This window comes from Mycobacterium lehmannii (genome assembly GCF_002245535.1).
Lineage (GTDB): Bacteria > Actinomycetota > Actinomycetes > Mycobacteriales > Mycobacteriaceae > Mycobacterium > Mycobacterium lehmannii.
In genome coordinates this window covers 21866-38654 of the sequence record NZ_NKCN01000034.1, presented here as the reverse complement: position 1 = coordinate 38654, position 16789 = coordinate 21866, and the positions used below count along the sequence as shown (strand labels likewise).

The window sequence follows — 16789 nt, the reverse complement described above, 5'->3', positions numbered from 1 at the left end:
GCACGAGGGGGAGGCGCGAGGGGGAGGCGCGAGGGAGAACGGGGCAGCGCCCGGTCGCGTTGACACTCCGGGCGGCAGCGGTGTCTAATATCGGGTAATGGTCATAAATATGGTCATTCCTACCCACTTTACGAGGAAATGATGACGACCACGAGCGAACAGCTCAACGCGGGGCGCTACGAGCTCAGCCATCTGCGGTCCCTGGAAGCCGAAGCCATCCACATCATCCGTGAGGTCGCCGCCGAGTTCGAGCGGCCCGTGCTGCTGTTCTCCGGCGGAAAAGACTCCATCGTGATGCTGCATCTGGCGCTCAAGGCGTTCCGCCCGGGCCGGCTGCCGTTCCCGGTCATGCACGTCGATACCGGACACAACTTCGACGAGGTGCTGCAGACCCGCGATGAGCTCGTCGAGGAGTTCGGCGTTCGGCTGGTCGTGGCCAAGGTGCAGGACGACATCGACGCCGGCCGCGTGGTCGAGACGATCCCGTCGCGCAACCCACTGCAGACGGTGACCCTGCTGCGCGCGATCCGCGAGAACAAGTTCGATGCCGCGTTCGGCGGCGCCCGCCGCGACGAGGAGAAGGCACGCGCCAAGGAGCGGGTGTTCTCCTTCCGCGACGAGTTCGGCCAATGGGATCCGAAGGCCCAGCGGCCCGAGCTGTGGAACCTCTACAACGGGCGCCACCACAAGGGTGAGCACATCCGCGTGTTCCCGCTGTCGAACTGGACCGAATTCGACATCTGGTCCTACATCGGCGCCGAGCAGATCAAGCTGCCGTCGATCTACTACGCCCACCGCCGCAAGGTGTTCGAGCGCGACGGCATGCTGCTGGCCGTGCACAAGTACCTGCAGCCGCGCAAGGACGAGGAGATCGTCGAGAAGACCGTCCGGTTCCGCACCGTCGGTGACGTCACCTGCACCGGCTGCGTGGAGTCGCACGCCGCAACGGTTTCCGAGGTCATCGCCGAGACGGCGGTCTCGCGGCTCACCGAGCGCGGCGCCACCCGCGCCGACGACCGCATCTCCGAGGCCGGTATGGAAGACCGCAAGCGAGAGGGCTACTTCTGATGACTCGCACCACCGAACGGCCCACCGCCCGGCCCGCCGCGACGCTGCTGCGGATCGCCACCGCGGGTTCCGTCGACGACGGCAAGTCGACCCTCATCGGCCGGCTGCTGTTCGACTCCAAGGCCGTCATGGAAGACCAATTAGCCTCTGTCGAGCGGACTTCCAAGGAACGCGGTCACGACTACACCGATCTGGCGCTGGTGACCGACGGCCTGCGGGCCGAGCGTGAGCAGGGCATCACGATCGATGTGGCCTACCGCTACTTCGCAACGCCCAAGCGCAAATTCATCATCGCCGACACCCCGGGCCACATCCAGTACACCCGCAACATGGTGACCGGTACGTCCACCGCGCAATTGGCGATCGTCCTGGTCGACGCGCGCCACGGGTTACTCGAACAGTCCCGCCGCCACGCGTTCCTCGCATCGCTGCTCGGTATCCGGCACATCGTGCTCGCGGTGAACAAGATGGATCTGATCGATTGGGACAGAGAGCGTTTCGAGAAGATCCGCGACGACTTCCATGACTTCGCCGCCCGCCTGGACATCCACGACGTGACGACGATTCCGCTGTCGGCGCTCAACGGCGACAACGTCGTCACCAAATCCGACAACACCCCGTGGTACGAAGGTCCGCCGCTGCTGAACCACCTCGAAGAGGTCTACATCGCCGGCGACCGCAACCTCGTCGACGTGCGGTTCCCCGTTCAGTACGTGATCCGCCCGCAATCCCTGGAACATCACGACCACCGCAGCTATGCGGGCACCGTCGCCGGCGGCGTGATGAAGGTCGGCGACGAGGTCGTCGTGCTTCCCGCGGGCCTGACGTCACGGATCGCGGCGATCGAGGGGCCCAGCGGTCCGATCGATGAGGCCTTTCCTCCGATGGCGGTGGCGATCAGCCTCACCGACGACATCGACATCTCGCGCGGCGATCTCATCGCGCGGCCGAACAACCAGCCGCGGGTGGCGCAGGAGTTCGATGCCACCGTCTGCTGGATGGCCGACGGTTCCGCGCTGGAACCCGGCCGCGACTACGTCATCAAGCACACCACCCGCACCACGCGGACGCGGGTCACGGCGCTGGACTACCGCCTCGACGTCAACACGCTGCACCGGGACAAGGAAGTGACCGCGCTCAAACTCAATGAGCTGGGCCGCATCTCGCTGCGCACACAACAGCCGCTGCTGCTTGACGAGTACAGCCGCAACGCCACCACCGGCTCGTTCATCCTGATCGACCCGAACACCAACGGCACGGTCGCCGCCGGCATGATCCTGCCGCAGGTGACCGCCCGCACCTCGAGCCCCAACACCGTCCGGCATGAGTCGCTGTGCAAGGCCGAGGACCGGCTGAGCAAGGGCAGGACCGTGTGGTTCACCGGCCTGTCGGGCTCCGGCAAGTCGTCGGTGGCGATGCTCGTCGAGCAGAAGCTGATCGAAAAAGGCGTTCCCGCCTACGTTCTCGACGGTGACAACCTGCGCCACGGTCTCAACGCCGACCTCGGTTTCTCGATGGCCGACCGCGCCGAGAACCAGCGCAGGTTGGCCCACGTCGCGGCGATCCTCGCTGACTCCGGACAGGTTGTGCTGGTGCCCGCGATCAGCCCACTCGAGGAGCACCGGGCCCTGGCCCGAAAGGTCACCACCGAGGCCGGACTCGACTTCTTCGAGGTCTTCTGCGACACCCCGCTGGAGGACTGTGAGCGACGCGATCCGAAGGGCCTGTACGCCAAGGCTCGTGCCGGTGAGATCACCCACTTCACCGGTATCGACAGCCCCTACCAGCGGCCGAAGGATCCTGACCTGCGCCTGACGCCCGAACGCGATCCCGAGGACCTGGCTCAGATGGTTATCGAGCTGCTGGAAAGTCGGCAGTGAGCGATCACGATCTCGCGGCTCGGCTGGCCACGGCGGCCGGAAGGCTTCTGCTCGACGTCCGGGACGAGCTCGCCGGCGCGACCGCAGCTGAGCGAAAGGCCGCCGGGGACAAGCGCTCCCACGACTTCCTGATCGAGGCGCTGGCGACGGAGCGGCCAGACGACGCAGTGCTGTCGGAAGAGGGCGCCGACGACCCGGTGCGCCTGACCGCCGAACGTGTCTGGATCGTTGACCCTCTCGACGGCACCCGGGAATTCTCCGAACTCGGACGCGACGACTGGGCGGTGCACGTTGCGCTTTGGCAGGCAGGGGGATTGGTAGCAGGGGCCGTAGCGCTTCCGGCGCAGGGCACGACGCTGGCCACCCCGACGGTCACGCCGCCCCCGCCGCAACCCGAGACCCCGCGGATCGTCGTGTCCCGCACGCGGCCCCCGGCCATCGCGCTCGCGGTGCGCGACGCGCTGGGCGGCACGCTGGTCGAGATGGGTTCGGCCGGAGCGAAGGTCGCTTCCGTCGTGCAGGGACGCTCGGATGTCTATGTGCATGCGGGAGGCCAGTACGAGTGGGACTCGGCAGCCCCGGTCGCCGTCGCCCGCGCCGCCGGGCTGCACACCTCACGAATCGACGGTTCGCCGCTGTCTTACAACCGGCGCGATCCGCTACTGCCCGACTTGGTGGTGTGCCGGCCCGAGCTCGCCGAGGCGGTGCTCGCGGTCACGCGTGATTGACTGGGTTCATGCGTATGTCGGCCAAAGCGGAGTACGCCGTCCGCGCGATGGTGCAACTCGCCACTGCCGACACCGGTGTCCTCGTCACCACCGACGACCTGGCCAAGGCGCAGGGCATTCCTCCGCAGTTCCTCGTCGACATCCTGTCCGCCTTGCGCACCGACCGACTCGTGCGCAGCCACCGCGGCCGCGAAGGCGGCTACGAGTTGGCCCGCCCAGCGAAAGACATCAGCATCGCCGATGTGCTGCGCTGCATCGACGGTCCGCTGGCCAGCGTTCGTGACATCGGCCTGGGAGACCTGCCCTATACGGGCCCGACGACGCCGCTGACCGACGTCTGGCGTGCACTGCGCGCGAGCATGCGCTCGGTGCTCGAGCAGACGAGCATCGCCGACGTGGCCGCCGATGCGCTGCCCAAGCACGTCCGCAAGCTCGCCGACGACTACCGCGATCAGGAGACCAAACGCGGACACTCGCTGAACTAGTGGCGTCGTCGCGGGTCAGTTCGCGCCGTATCCGTAGGGCCGGGTGATGATCTCGAGATAGTGGCCCGCTGGGTCCTGGAAGTAGACACCGCGACCGCCGTCATTGTGGTTGATCTCGCCGGGGCGCATGCCCCGCGGATCTGCCCAGTGCTGCAGGCCTCGCGCCAGGACGCGGTCGTAGATATCGGAGAACTCGTCTTCGGACACCAGGAATGCGTAGTGCTGCGGACGGATGTCCTCGTCCGGGCCGACTTGGGCGTAATCGAGGCTGGCGTCGTGCGCCAGGTCCACGACCAGAAAATGACCGAACTCCCTGGCGGGGGGCAACGCGAACAAATCGGTGAAGAACCGGGCCGATTCCTCGCGGTCTTTCGACGCCACGATGGTGTGGTTGAACGTGATGGCCATACCGATTCAGTCAACCACCGCGATGGCGCGCCGACAACGATGCACGATGGACGCGTGACGGTCGACTTCAGGGACCTTGAGCATCCCGTCATCGTGGCCCCGATGGCGGGCGGCCCCTCCACGCCGCAACTCGCCGCCGCGGGAACCAATGCGGGCGGCTTGGGTTTCGTCGCCGCCGGTTACCTGACCGCCGAGGCGTTCGGCGAACGCCTCAGTGCGACACAGCGGCTGACAACCGGCCCGGTGGGTGCCAATCTGTTCGCATCGCAGCCCAGCGCGGCCGATCCCGAGACGATCGCGCGTTATGCGCAGGCGCTCACCCGCGACGCCGAACGGTACGGCGCCACGCTCGGTGAGCCCCGGTTCGACGACGACGCCTGGGCGGCCAAGATCGATGTCCTGCTCGACCTCAAGCCCGCGGTGGCGTCGTTCACCTTCGGTCTGCCCAGCGCCGAGGAGATACAGCGGTTGCGCGCGGCCGGCATCACCACCGTCGGCACCGTGACCACGCTCCGCGAAGCGCAGCAGGCGGTGGCCCGCGGCGTGGATGCGGTCGCCGTGCAGGGCCCCGGGGCGGGTGGCCATCGCGGCACCTTCGACCCGACCGCGCAGCCGTCGGACCTTCCGCTGGACGAGTTGTTGGAAGCGGTGGTCGCAAGCGTTGACGTGCCAGTCGTCGCCGCGGGAGGCCTCATGAGCGCCGACGACGTCGCGCGGGTGCGACGTGCGGGCGCGGTGGCTGCACAACTCGGGACCGCATTCCTTCTCGCGGAGGAATCGGGCAGCAGCGCCGTGCACCGCGCCGCGTTGCAGGACCGCGCATTCACCGAAACCGTTGTCACGAAGGCGTTCTCGGGCCGTTACGCGCGTGGTCTGCGGAACCGGTTCGTCGACGACCACGAAGGCCAGGCGCCGTTGGGCTACCCCGAGGTGCACTACCTGACCAGCCCACTGCGCGCGGCGGCGCTGCGCGCCGGCGACCCGCACGGTGTCAACGTGTGGGCGGGAACCGGCTTCCGTGACGCCGCGCCCGGTTCGGTGGCCGACATCATGAGCAGGCTCACTTAACGGATCACTTCGGGGCGCTCAACTCCAGCGCGATGTTGTCCGGATCGCGGAACTCGAGGATGTACATCGGGCCGATGTCCTTGATCGGTTCATGGGCGATGCAGAGTTTGTCGAGATGGGCCTCCGCGGAATCGAGTTCGTCCTTGCTGGTCAGGCGGAACGCGACGTGGTCGAGGCCCGTGCGGTTCTCGTCGAAGCGATCGTCGCCCACGGGCCGCAGTGCCACCAGGACACCACCGAGGTCGTAGATGACGCCGCCGTACAGAAAGCCCAACGCCTCACGGGTCGCCGCGTCGGCGCCCTCCGGTAGCTCGATGAACACCCGCCAGCCGAACACCGACTCGTAGAACTCCCGGGACCGTTCGATGTCGGTGACCGTCAGCCGGAGGTGCGCGATGGACGCGGTGGTGATCGCCATGACCCTCATGCTGCCAGCCGTGCCAGAATCACCGTCGTGCAAATCGGGATGACGCTGCCTGTCATGGAAGCCGACCTTGATGCCGAGACACTCCAGACGTGGGCTCGGGTGATCGACGGCGGACCCTTCTCGTCGCTGTGCTGGGGCGAGCGCATCGCGTTCGACAACCCGCACTCGCTGACGCTGCTCGGCGCGGTCGCCGCGTGGACCGATCGGGTCCGTCTGGTGACCACCGTCGTGGTCCCGCAACTGCACGACCCCGTGATGCTGGCCAAAGCGCTGGCCACCGGCGACATGCTCTGCGGTGGACGGTTGACGGTCGGTTTCGGTGTGGGCGGCAGGGAAGAGGACTACCGCGCGGTCGGTGCCGAACCGGCAAGCCAGACCATGCGGGGGATGGCCGATCGCGTCGCGGTGATGCGGAGGGTCTGGGCGGGGGAGAAGGTCACCGAATCCGTCCTCCCGGTCGGGCCGACGCCGGTGCAATCCGGCGGGCCTCGACTGTTGGTCGGCACGATCGGGCCGAAGACGGTGCGCAGCGCGGCTTCATGGGCGGATGGGCTGGCAGGCACGACGCTCGATCTCGATGTCGACCGGCAGAACGAACTGTTCGACGTCGCGCGCGGCGCCTGGGCCGAGGCCGGCAAGCCCGCACCGCACCTTGCGACGTCGTTCTGGTTCGCGATCGGCGAGGGCGACCAACCGCGCGAGCAGGTGCATCGCCATCTGCGGCGCTATATGAACTGGATTCCCGCCGACGTGGTCGATGCGATGGCGCCCATGACCGGTTGGGCGGGCACTGAACGGGAACTGCTCGACGTCTTGCGTCGGTTCGAGGACATCGGCACCGACGAAATTCATCTGATCCCAACGAGTTCGGACGTCGACCAGGTGCGCAAAATTGCCGACGTCGTCAACGAATTCAAGCCGTAGGGCGGTTGGCGGTCGTACCCACCGGAGTGGCATATGGAGCCGTCGGGGAAGTCGTGAGGGTCGCGTCGTGTTGGACAGCAATACCGAGTGTCCATAGCAGCGGCGGGGGCAGATCGCCGAAAGGAAATCACGATGACGATGACAGGATTCAAGAGGTTTGCGGCCGGAGCCGTGTTGGCCGGTGCGCTGGGAGTCGCCTCTGCCGGCCTCGGGGCGAGCCAGGCCGCCGCCGACGACTGGCGCTGGGATCCGCCAGGACCCGGCCATGTCCACATTCCGGGACCGCCGCCAGTGCATGTCCATGTCCCGAAGGTGCCACCGGGGCATATCGCCCACATCCCCGGCGTGCCGCCGCCAGGACACTGGGACAAGCCCTGGAAGTGGTGGAGGTAACCCGGGGCGCCCCCGCCTAGAACTTCAGGTGGTGGCTGGTGTCGCCGACCTGGTCGATGAACATGGTGCGACTTTCGAACCACCAGGTGCCGTCGACGCGGTGGAAAGTGTCGCGGTAACGGCCGGTCACGATGACCTGCAGGGGTAGTTCGGGTGTGGACTGCGTGACGCAGTAGTAGGCGCTGCCGTGGCCCGTCCCGGCGTCTTCGTCGACGCGAACCGCCACGTTGGTAGTGAGGTGCTTGGTCTTGGGAGTGCCGTCGTCGTAGAGGCGCACCGCCATCTCGAACATCTGCCGCACCCGGGTCGCGCCCTCGAAAACCGTGTCCGGCGGCCCGTTCTCGACGCCGTGGATCCGGCCGTGCGTGAACAGTGCGCCGACACCGTCGAAATCGCCGGCGTCGATCCGATCGGCGTAGGCGTAGACGAGATTTTCGATCTCGCGCGCGGAGTTGCTCATCGGCGAGTAGACAACCAGCACCGATGTGTGGTGTCAACGATCACGCGCGTAGGGGCCGTCGCTAACCTCATGCGGTGGCTACGAATTGGTCGCCGAGCCGGCTCGGCAATCTGAGCGGAAAGCGGATCATCGTCACGGGGGCCACCAACGGCGTCGGCCTGGCGACGGCACGGGCGCTGGTCGGCGCCGGCGCACATGTGATCCTCGCGGTGCGCAACCTCGAGTTGGGTGCACAACGGGCCGCCGAGATGGGCGGCGACACGACGGTGGTCAAACTCGACCTGGCCGACCAGTCGTCGGTGCACGCCTTCCCCGGCCTGCTCGACGGCGACGTCGACATCCTCATCAACAACGCGGGCCTCGTCGCGCAGAACCGAGGCGAAACCGTGGACGGGTTCGAAACCACACTCGGCACCAACTTCCTCGGACCGTTCGCGTTGACCAACCTGCTCTTCGAGCGCGTGCGGTCGAAGATCATCAACGTGGGCTCCGATGCTCACAAGTCGGCCAGCATCGACCTCGCCGACCCGCATCTGCGCTCCAGCAAATGGTCGGCGTTCCCGGCGTACGCCCGCTCGAAGCTGGCCGTGATGCTGTGGGGACTCGAACTCGATCGTCGGTTGCGCGAGGCGGGCTCGCCGATCACCAGCTTCCTGACCCACCCCGGCTGGGTTGCGTCCAATCTGTCGAACGTCTCGGAAAAGCCCGCGATGGCAGCGTTTCACGCCGTGGTGAAGGTGGCGGCGCGGGTGCTCGCCAACGATCTCGACGCGGGCGCGGCGCCCACGCTGTACTGCATCACCGAGCCGATTCCTCCCGGCAGTTATGTCGGCATCGACAGCAGGTACGGCTTGAAGGGTGCGCCGACGTTGAGCGGCCGCGGCGCCGTCGCATGCGATTACGACGACGCCAGAAGGCTCTGGGAGTTCGCCGAGAAGGAAACCGGCACGAGCCTGCCGATCTGAACCGTTCGGCCGATAATCCTCCCTGCGCCGCAAATGAGTTGGCGCAGCAGATGGTCGCGTTGAACGAGCTGTTGGCGCAGGCGTCACAGCCGGTCGAAGAGGTGAGCAAGCCGCTTCCGCCTGCGGCACCTGCGTCGCCGCCACCGGCCCCAGCCCTTCCGAGCAACCTGCTCGCCGCCCCGGCACCGGGCGTATCGAACGCCACCGCCGCGGTGGCAGATGTCGCGGAAAATCTGAACATTCCTCCGGCCGAGGACTCGGGACGACGGACACGTCCGCGGCTCAACGTCATCACCGGCGCGGGGAACCCAAGTGGGCCGACGACGATCGGGAACGGGCGCACTTCCGGTGGTCCGGACTCGTCAGTTGAATGCTGGTGCGACGAAGCGCTCCACCATCTGGCGTTCCACCTCGGTGTCGCCGATCGGCCAGACCGCCAGCGACATGACGACGCGGACGATCCATTGAGCTGCCTGGGGGTCGTCGTGCGTGATACCGGCGAGGTCCGCGGCGAGACGGCCCAGCACCGGCGAGGAAGGGAGCCCTGTCAGATCACCACCGGCGCTCAACCCGACCATCATCTGGCGCATCGGGTCTGATCGCATGTGTTCGAGGGCGACTGTTATTGCCGTTACCACTCGCTCCGCGCCACTCAAGTTGTTCACGGCGCGTCGCACCGAGTCGACGATATGGGCCGCCAGGCGGATTAGAACGGCGTCGCGGATCTGCGCTTTGCCTCCGGCGTAGCGGTAGATGGTCGCCCGTGAACAGTGCACTCGCACGGCCAAGACATCCATGTCGAGGGCGTCTAGGCCATCCCGCAAGACGAGGTCGGTCGCCGCGGCATAGATGCGGTCTGCCGCTGCCGTACGGCGCTCGCCTCCAAGGAGCCAATCGTCTCGGGCCACGATGATCTTCCTCTCGAATGCAGAAAGTCAATCGTCTCAAGATTGAGACGAAATAGGCGGTTAATCTCAGAGTTGGTGCAGGTACGGAGTGCAGCGTGCGACGGATGCCGGCCGGCCGGCCGAGCGGGGATTTCAACTTGTGCGAAGACGGTTGACGTGCGCAGACGACTCCGATCAGCGTGGAGCAATGACGCGGCTTGGCATCGAGTTGTTCGACGATGAGTGGCTACAGGACCCCTACGCTCTCTACCGACGGATGTTGTCCACGGCGCCGGTGCATCGGATCGGCGATTCTGGGTTCTACGCGGTGTGCAGTTGGGACGCCGTCAACGACGCCATCGCTCGACCCGAGGACTTCTCCTCGAATTTGACCGCGACGATGACGTATCAGCCTGGTGGCGAGGTCGGCACCTTCGAGATGGAGGGATTAGGCGGCAAGAGCCATGTGTTGGCCACCGCCGACGAGCCCGCGCACGCGGTGCACAGGAAAGCGTTGCTGCCGCAGCTGGCGGCCAAACGTATCGCTGCCTTCGAACCGTTCATCGCTGAAACGGCCGAGCTGCTCTGGAATGCCAACGTGCGAGATGGGCGCATCGAATGGATGAGCGCCATGGCGAATCGACTGCCAATGATGATCGTGGGTCGCATCATCGGTGTCCCGGACGCCGACATCGACAACCTCGTGCGATGGGGATATTCGGCGACCCAGGTGGTGGAAGGGCTTGTCAGCCAAGATCAACTCGCCGCTGCTGGCGTCGCGGTGATGGAACTCGCGGGATACATCACCGATCAATTTCGACAGGCTGCCGCCGACCCGCAGGACAACTTGCTCGGCGACCTGGCCATCGCGTGTGCATCGGGTGAGCTGGAAGAGCTGACCGCGCAGGCGATGATGATCATCTTGTTCAGCGCGGGAGGCGAATCCACGGCATCGTTAATCGGTTCCGCGGCCTGGGTTTTGGCGACTCGTCCAGATATCCAAGAGCAGGTGCGCGATCACCCGGAGTTGCTGGGTGCGTTTCTTGAAGAGGTATTGAGATACGAGCCGCCGTTTCGGGGCCATTATCGTCACGTCGTCCACGACACCACCCTGTGTGGTGTCGAGCTTCCTGCGGATTCGCGCCTTCTACTGTTATGGGGCGCGGCCAACCGCGATCCTTCGCACTTCGACGATCCCGACGAATTCCGACTCGACCGGCCGACCGGGAAGAACCACATCGCATTCGGCAAGGGCGCGCACTTCTGCGTCGGGGCGGCGCTCGCTCGATTGGAGGCCCGGATCGTGCTCGGTCAACTCCTTGAACGGACGTCGAAGATCGAGGTAGCTGAGATTGGGCGGTGGCTGCCGAGCCTCCTCGTGCGCCGCCTCGAGCGACTCGAATTGGCCTGCGAGTAAACCGTCGCACCAGTTTGTTCGCGGAGTGGTGCCCCCGGCAGGATTCGAACCTGCGGCCTTCTGCTCCGGAGGCAGACGCTCTATCCCCTGAGCTACGGGGGCGCGTGAGAAATAGCGCCGATGGGCCTGCACAGCCTAACGCATTCAGCTCATCGGAAACGGATTCGGGGCCTGACCACCCGAGACCATAGGATGGACCCCCGTGACCCCCGCCGACCTGGCCGACCTGCTCAAGTCCACCGCTGCCGCGGTGCTGGCCCAGCATGGGCTCGACGCGTCGGCGCTGCCGGAGACCGTCACCGTCGAACGCCCGCGCAATCCCGAGCACGGCGACTATGCCACCAACCTGGCCCTTCAACTGGGCAAGAAGGTCGGCGCCAACCCGCGGGAACTCGCCGGGTGGCTTGCCGCGGCCCTGGCCGACACCGCCGGGATTTCCGCCGCGGACGTCGCCGGCCCCGGCTTCGTGAACCTGCGCCTCAAGGCGTCGGCGCAGAACGTCATCGTCACCAACGTCCTGACGGCCGGCGCCACCTACGGTCACTCCGAGACACTCGCAGGACGCAACATCAACCTCGAGTTCGTCTCCGCCAACCCCACCGGGCCGATCCACATCGGCGGCACCCGCTGGGCAGCCGTCGGCGACGCTCTCGGCCGGCTGCTGTCGACCCAGGGCGCCGCGGTGACCCGCGAGTACTACTTCAACGACCACGGCGCCCAGATCGACCGGTTCACCAGCTCCCTGATCGCTGCGGCCAAGGGCGAACCGACGCCCGAGGACGGCTACGCGGGCGACTACATCAAGGACATCGCGGCACAGGTGCTCGCCAAGGAACCAGACGCGCTGGGCCTGCCCGAGGACGAGATGTGCGAGACCTTCCGCGCAATCGGCGTGGACCTGATGTTCGCCCACATCAAGCAGTCCTTGCATGACTTCGGCACCGACTTCGACGTCTACACCCACGAAGACTCGATGCACACGTCCGGACGGGTCGAGCAGGCCATCGCCCGCCTGCGCGAGGCGGGCAGCATCTACGAGAAGGACGGCGCAACCTGGTTGCGCACCACCGATTACGGCGACGACAAAGACCGCGTCGTCATCAAGAGCGACGGTGCGCCTGCCTATGTCGCCGCCGACATCGCCTACTACCTGGACAAGCGCCAGCGCGGATTCGACCTGTGCATCTACATGCTCGGCGCCGACCACCACGGTTACATCGCCCGACTCAAAGCGGTGGCCGCCGCGCTGGGCGAGGACCCGACCACGGTCGAGGTGTTGATCGGGCAGATGGTCAATCTGGTGCGCGAGGGCCAGCCGGTCCGGATGAGCAAGCGGGCCGGCACGGTGATCACGCTCGACGACCTGGTCGAGGCGATCGGCGTCGACGCCGCCCGCTATTCGCTGATCCGATCCTCGGTCGACAGCCCGATCGACATCGACCTAGAGCTGTGGTCGTCAGCGTCCAACGAAAACCCGGTCTACTACGTGCAATACGCGCACGCGCGGATGTCGGCGCTGGCCCGCAACGCCGCCGAGCTGGGTGTCGTTCCCAGCACCGAGAACCTGAAACTGCTCAACCACGATAAGGAAGGCACGCTGATCCGCAACATCGGCGAATTTCCGCGGGTGCTCAAAACGGCTGCCGCGCTGCGAGAACCGCACCGTGTGTCGCGATATCTCGAGGATTTGGCCGGCGACTACCACCGGTTCTACGACTCCTGCCGTGTGCTGCCGCAGGGCGACGAGGCACCCAACGATCTGCACGGTGCGCGCCTGGCGCTCTGCGCAGCCACCCGTCAGGTGATCGCGAACGGTCTTGGCATCCTCGGCGTCTCCGCTCCGGAGCGCATGTGATCGCCCATCCCGCCGGCCCCCGGCACGCCGAAGAGATCCACCACGGTGGTGCTCCGCCGCGCCCGCAGTCGCCGTCTGAGCTTCTGTTGTTGGCGCCGAATGTGTGGCCCCGCAGCACTGTTCGCGATGACGACGGTCTGGTGTCGATCGGCGGTGTGCCGGTCACCGACATCGCCGCAGAGTTCGGCACGCCGACATTCGTCGTCGACGAGGACGACTTCCGGTCGCGCTGCCGCGAGATCGCCGCGGCGTTCGGTGGGGGCGACAACGTCCGCTACGCCGCTAAGGCGTTCATGTGCACCGAGGTGGCCCGCTGGATCGCCGAAGAAGGCCTCTCGCTCGACGTGGCCAGCGGGGGTGAGATGGCCGTCGCGCTGGCCGGTGGTTTCCCCGCCGAGCGGATCGCGTTGCACGGCAACAATAAATCGGTCGCCGAGCTGACCGCGGCCGTCAAGGCCGGTATCGAGCACGTGGTGGTCGACTCGATGATCGAGATCGACCGCCTCGACCGGATCGCCGGCGCCGCGGGCGTGGTCCAGGACGTTCTGGTCCGCGTCACGGTCGGCGTCGAGGCACACACGCACGAGTTCATCTCGACGGCGCACGAGGACCAGAAGTTCGGGCTCTCACTGGCTTCGGGTGCCGCCATGGATGCCGTACGGCGGGTGTTCGAGGCAGATCACCTGCGCCTCAAGGGTCTGCACAGCCATATCGGATCTCAGATCTTCGACGTCGCCGGGTTCGAGATCGCTGCCCATCGAGTGATCGGGTTCCTTCGCGACGTGGTCGCCGAGTTCGGCGTCGACAAGACCTCGCAGATGTCGATCGTCGACCTGGGCGGCGGCCTGGGTATCTCGTATCTGCCCCAGGACGATCCACCACCGATCGCCGACCTGGCGGCCAAGCTGACTGCGATCGTGCGCGACGAGTCGGCCGCCGTCGGGCTACCCACTCCACGGTTGGTCGTCGAGCCCGGTCGGGCCATCGCGGGTCCCGGCACGATCACGCTCTACGAGGTCGGCACCGTCAAGGATGTCGCCGTGAGCCCGACCGCGCATCGCCGCTACGTCAGCGTGGACGGCGGTATGAGCGACAACATCCGCACGTCGCTCTACGGCGCGGAATACGACGCACGGCTGATATCACGCAACACGGACGCCGCGCCCACAATCGGTCGTATCGTCGGAAAGCACTGTGAGAGCGGCGATATCGTCGTCCGTGACACCTGGGTGCCCGACGATATCCGGCCCGGCGACCTGCTGGGAGTCGCGGCGACCGGAGCTTACTGCTATTCGATGTCGAGCCGTTACAACCTGATCGGCCGTCCCGCCGTGGTGGCCGTGCGCGACGGGCGAGCCCGCCTGATCCTGCGCCGGGAGACGGTCGACGATCTATTGAGTCTGGAAGTGAGGTAACGATGACTGACTCGCAAAAGCCCATCGGCGTAGCGGTCCTCGGCTTTGGAAACGTCGGCAGCCAGGTGGTGCGCATCATCGAGCAGAGCGCCGACGACCTTGCTGCGCGCATCGGCGCGCCGTTGGTGCTGCGCGGCGTCGGCGTCCGTCGGGTGGCCGACGACCGCGGAATCTCCATCGACAAGCTCACCGACAACATCGAAGAACTCGTCTCCCGCGACGACGTCGACATCGTCGTCGAGTTGATGGGGCCCGTGGAACCGGCCCGCAAAGCGATCCTGGCCGCTCTGGAGCAGGGCAAGTCCGTGGTCACCGCGAACAAGGCGCTGATGGCGGTGTCCACGGGGGAGTTGGCCCAGGCGGCCGAGAACGCCCGGGTCGACCTGTATTTCGAGGCCTCGGTCGCCGGCGCGATCCCCGTGATCCGGCCCTTGACCCAGTCGCTGGCGGGGGACTCGGTGGTCCGAGTGGCGGGCATCGTCAACGGCACCACCAACTACATCCTCTCGGAGATGGACAGCACGGGCGCCGACTACGCCAGCGCGCTGGCCGACGCGAGCGCGCTCGGCTACGCGGAGGCCGACCCGACGGCCGATGTCGAGGGATACGACGCCGCGGCGAAGGCGGCGATCCTGGCCTCGATCGCCTTTCACACCCGCGTCAGCTCCAACGACGTGTACCGCGAGGGCATCACCAAGGTCAGCAGCGTCGACTTCGAATCGGCCAAGGCGCTCGGCTGCACCATCAAACTTCTGGCCATCTGCGAGCGGCTCACCAGCGATGAGGGCCAGCAACGGGTTTCGGCGCGGGTGTACCCGGCGCTGGTGCCGCTGGATCATCCGCTGGCCGCCGTCAACGGAGCGTTCAACGCCGTGGTGGTCGAGGCCGAGGCCGCTGGCCGTCTGATGTTCTACGGGCAGGGCGCCGGTGGCGCACCGACGGCCTCAGCCGTGATGGGTGACCTCGTGATGGCGGCCCGCAACCGCGTGCAGGGCGGCCGCGGACCGCGCGAATCGAAATACGCCAAGTTGCCGATCGCGCCGATCGGCTTCATCCCCACTCGTTACTACGTGAACATGAACGTCGCCGATCGCGCCGGCGTGTTGTCCGCTGTGGCAGCCGAATTCGGTAAACGTGACGTCAGCATCGCCGAGGTGCGCCAGGAGGGCATGGTCGACGAGGGTGGTCAGCGCTGCGGTGCACGCATCGTGGTGGTGACCCATCAGGCCACCGACGCGGCACTGTCGGAGACGGTGTCAGCGCTGGCCGACCTCGATGTCGTGCAGAGCATCAACAGCGTGCTGCGCATGGAAGGAACCACCGAATGAACACCTCAGCGCAGACCGTTCACCAGCCCTGGCCCGGCCTGATCGCCGCGTACCGCGACCGGTTGCCGGTCGAGGACAGCTGGACGCCGATCACCCTGCGTGAGGGTGGGACCCCGCTGCTGCCCGCGCAGCGGCTGTCCGAACTCACCGGGTGCACAGTGCATCTCAAGGTCGAGGGGCTCAACCCGACCGGTTCGTTCAAGGACCGCGGCATGACCATGGCGGTGACCGAGGCAGTGGCGCGCGGCCAGCAGGCGGTGCTGTGCGCGTCGACGGGCAACACATCGGCATCGGCAGCGGCCTATGCGGCCAGAGCGGGTATCACCTGCGCAGTGCTGGTGCCGCAGGGCAAGATCGCGATGGGCAAACTGGCCCAGGCCGTCATGCACGGCGCGAAGATCATCCAGGTCGACGGCAACTTCGACGATTGCCTGGAACTCGCGCGCAAACTGACCGCCGACTTCCCGACCATCTCGCTGGTCAACTCCGTCAACCCGTACCGGATCGAAGGACAGAAGACCGCGGCCTTCGAGATCGTCGACGCGTTGGGAGTCGCGCCCGATGTGCATTCGCTGCCGGTGGGCAACGCCGGCAACATCACCGCCTACTGGAAGGGCTACACCGAATACCACCGCGACGGTGTTTCGGATCGTCTTCCCCGCATGCTCGGCACGCAGGCGTCCGGCGCGGCGCCGCTCGTGCACGGGGAACCGGTCAAGAATCCGGAGACCATCGCAACGGCCATCCGAATCGGCTCGCCCGCATCGTGGACCACCGCCGTGGCCGCAGCGCAGCAGTCCGACGGTCGATTCCTGGCCGCCACCGATGAGGAGATCCTCGAGGCCTACCACGTGGTGGCCAGCAGCGAGGGTGTGTTCGTCGAGCCGGCGTCGGCGGCCAGCATCGCCGGTCTGCTCAAATCGGTCGAAGACGGTTGGGTCGCCAAGGGTTCGACGGTCGTGTGCACGGTGACGGGCAACGGGCTCAAGGATCCGGACACCGCGTTGAAGGGCATGCCGTCGGTCGTCGCGGTGCCTGTTGATCCCGTGGCCGTCGTCGAGCAGTTGGGGCTGGGATAGCC

At 66.6% G+C, this 16789-nt stretch carries 16 protein-coding genes, 1 tRNA gene and 1 pseudogene; 13 read left to right on the top strand and 5 right to left on the bottom strand.

The genetic code is table 11. The features are described from left to right. The first annotated feature begins 97 nt into the window (after positions 1–97). The 4 genes and pseudogenes from cysD to CEX87_RS24720 all read left to right on the top strand — a co-directional run bounded on the left by cysD (position 98) and on the right by CEX87_RS24720 (position 4161). Positions 98–1068: pseudogene (gene cysD / locus CEX87_RS24735) on the top strand (sulfate adenylyltransferase subunit CysD). Beyond that, a complete protein-coding gene (gene cysN / locus CEX87_RS24730; RefSeq protein ID WP_094289538.1) occupies positions 1068–2948 on the top strand; it encodes a sulfate adenylyltransferase subunit CysN in 1881 nt (626 codons plus the stop codon). Before cysD ends, cysN begins: the two are co-directional and overlap by 1 nt. Then, positions 2945–3676 (top strand): 3'(2'),5'-bisphosphate nucleotidase CysQ, encoded by a 732-nt coding sequence (locus CEX87_RS24725; RefSeq protein WP_064425765.1) that lies wholly within the window; start codon positions 2945–2947, stop codon positions 3674–3676. The genes cysN and CEX87_RS24725 overlap by 4 nt, the downstream gene beginning before the upstream one ends. Positions 3677–3684: 8 nt before the next feature. Further along, positions 3685–4161, top strand: coding sequence for an Rrf2 family transcriptional regulator (locus CEX87_RS24720; RefSeq protein WP_064425764.1), 477 nt, complete (start codon positions 3685–3687; stop codon positions 4159–4161). Between the two features lie 15 nt (positions 4162–4176). Here CEX87_RS24720 and CEX87_RS24715 read toward each other — a convergent pair whose 3' ends face one another. Beyond that, a complete protein-coding gene (locus tag CEX87_RS24715) occupies positions 4177–4569 on the bottom strand; it encodes a VOC family protein (RefSeq protein WP_094289536.1) in 393 nt (130 codons plus the stop codon). Positions 4570–4608: 39 nt separating this feature from the next. Here CEX87_RS24715 and CEX87_RS24710 point away from each other — a divergent pair, with 39 nt between their 5' ends. Then, the gene (locus CEX87_RS24710; protein WP_094289534.1) at positions 4609–5637 is read left to right on the top strand and encodes a nitronate monooxygenase; all 1029 of its coding nucleotides are present in this window, start codon (positions 4609–4611) and stop codon (positions 5635–5637) included. 4 nt (positions 5638–5641) lie between these two features. Here CEX87_RS24710 and CEX87_RS24705 read toward each other — a convergent pair whose 3' ends face one another. Beyond that, the gene (locus tag CEX87_RS24705) at positions 5642–6055 is read right to left on the bottom strand and encodes a VOC family protein (protein ID WP_094289532.1); all 414 of its coding nucleotides are present in this window, start codon (positions 6053–6055) and stop codon (positions 5642–5644) included. A 48-nt stretch (positions 6056–6103) separates the two neighbouring features. Here CEX87_RS24705 and CEX87_RS24700 point away from each other — a divergent pair, with 48 nt between their 5' ends. Both CEX87_RS24700 and CEX87_RS24695 read left to right on the top strand, forming a co-directional pair. After that, complete coding sequence (locus CEX87_RS24700) at positions 6104–6988, top strand: LLM class flavin-dependent oxidoreductase (protein ID WP_094289548.1); 885 nt, start codon at positions 6104–6106, stop codon at positions 6986–6988. Positions 6989–7120: 132 nt separating this feature from the next. Further along, on the top strand, positions 7121–7381 hold the full coding sequence (locus tag CEX87_RS24695; RefSeq protein WP_233151508.1) for a hypothetical protein: 261 nt from the start codon (positions 7121–7123) through the stop codon (positions 7379–7381). A gap of 16 nt (positions 7382–7397) precedes the next feature. Here the strand turns inward: CEX87_RS24695 and CEX87_RS24690 are convergent, their stop codons facing one another. Next, positions 7398–7841, bottom strand: coding sequence for a nuclear transport factor 2 family protein (locus tag CEX87_RS24690; protein ID WP_094289544.1), 444 nt, complete (start codon positions 7839–7841; stop codon positions 7398–7400). Between the two features lie 74 nt (positions 7842–7915). Between CEX87_RS24690 and CEX87_RS24685 the strand changes: the two genes are divergently transcribed. Beyond that, positions 7916–8806 (top strand): SDR family NAD(P)-dependent oxidoreductase, encoded by an 891-nt coding sequence (locus tag CEX87_RS24685; RefSeq protein WP_094289530.1) that lies wholly within the window; start codon positions 7916–7918, stop codon positions 8804–8806. 362 nt (positions 8807–9168) lie between these two features. Here CEX87_RS24685 and CEX87_RS24680 read toward each other — a convergent pair whose 3' ends face one another. After that, entirely contained in the window at positions 9169–9714 is a 546-nt protein-coding gene (locus CEX87_RS24680) for a TetR/AcrR family transcriptional regulator (protein ID WP_064418721.1), read from the bottom strand. A gap of 187 nt (positions 9715–9901) precedes the next feature. On the opposite strand from CEX87_RS24680, the gene CEX87_RS24675 reads away from it, so the two are divergent. Then, the gene (locus CEX87_RS24675) at positions 9902–11110 is read left to right on the top strand and encodes a cytochrome P450 (protein WP_064418722.1); all 1209 of its coding nucleotides are present in this window, start codon (positions 9902–9904) and stop codon (positions 11108–11110) included. Between the two features lie 26 nt (positions 11111–11136). Here CEX87_RS24675 and CEX87_RS24670 read toward each other — a convergent pair. Next, positions 11137–11212 (bottom strand) — tRNA-Arg (locus CEX87_RS24670). A 100-nt stretch (positions 11213–11312) separates the two neighbouring features. On the opposite strand from CEX87_RS24670, the gene argS reads away from it, so the two are divergent. From argS to thrC, 4 genes are read left to right on the top strand one after another with little or no spacing between them, the layout of a single operon-like run. Next, entirely contained in the window at positions 11313–12965 is a 1653-nt protein-coding gene (gene argS, locus CEX87_RS24665) for an arginine--tRNA ligase (RefSeq protein ID WP_094289528.1), read from the top strand. 35 nt (positions 12966–13000) lie between these two features. Continuing rightward, positions 13001–14380: a diaminopimelate decarboxylase gene (lysA, locus tag CEX87_RS24660; RefSeq protein ID WP_198957301.1), complete on the top strand. Its 1380-nt coding sequence runs from the start codon at positions 13001–13003 to the stop codon at positions 14378–14380. Between the two features lie 2 nt (positions 14381–14382). After that, positions 14383–15708: a homoserine dehydrogenase gene (locus CEX87_RS24655; RefSeq protein WP_094289524.1), complete on the top strand. Its 1326-nt coding sequence runs from the start codon at positions 14383–14385 to the stop codon at positions 15706–15708. Then, positions 15705–16787, top strand: coding sequence for a threonine synthase (gene thrC / locus CEX87_RS24650; protein ID WP_094289522.1), 1083 nt, complete (start codon positions 15705–15707; stop codon positions 16785–16787). The genes CEX87_RS24655 and thrC overlap by 4 nt, the downstream gene beginning before the upstream one ends. Positions 16788–16789: the final 2 nt, after the last annotated feature.

Bases quoted from the DNA above. Each gene is read 5' to 3' on its own strand.
- cysN (WP_094289538.1), top strand. From the start codon at position 1,068: ATGACTCGCACCACCGAACGGCCCACCGCCCGGCCCGCCGCGACGCTG.
- CEX87_RS24720 (WP_064425764.1), top strand. From the start codon at position 3,685: ATGCGTATGTCGGCCAAAGCGGAGTACGCCGTCCGCGCGATGGTGCAA.
- CEX87_RS24715 (WP_094289536.1), bottom strand. From the start codon at position 4,569: ATGGCCATCACGTTCAACCACACCATCGTGGCGTCGAAAGACCGCGAG.
- CEX87_RS24710 (WP_094289534.1), top strand. From the start codon at position 4,609: ATGCACGATGGACGCGTGACGGTCGACTTCAGGGACCTTGAGCATCCC.
- CEX87_RS24705 (WP_094289532.1), bottom strand. From the start codon at position 6,055: ATGGCGATCACCACCGCGTCCATCGCGCACCTCCGGCTGACGGTCACC.
- CEX87_RS24700 (WP_094289548.1), top strand. From the start codon at position 6,104: ATGACGCTGCCTGTCATGGAAGCCGACCTTGATGCCGAGACACTCCAG.
- CEX87_RS24695 (WP_233151508.1), top strand. From the start codon at position 7,121: ATGACGATGACAGGATTCAAGAGGTTTGCGGCCGGAGCCGTGTTGGCC.
- CEX87_RS24690 (WP_094289544.1), bottom strand. From the start codon at position 7,841: ATGAGCAACTCCGCGCGCGAGATCGAAAATCTCGTCTACGCCTACGCC.
- CEX87_RS24675 (WP_064418722.1), top strand. From the start codon at position 9,902: ATGACGCGGCTTGGCATCGAGTTGTTCGACGATGAGTGGCTACAGGAC.
- CEX87_RS24655 (WP_094289524.1), top strand. From the start codon at position 14,383: ATGACTGACTCGCAAAAGCCCATCGGCGTAGCGGTCCTCGGCTTTGGA.
- thrC (WP_094289522.1), top strand. From the start codon at position 15,705: ATGAACACCTCAGCGCAGACCGTTCACCAGCCCTGGCCCGGCCTGATC.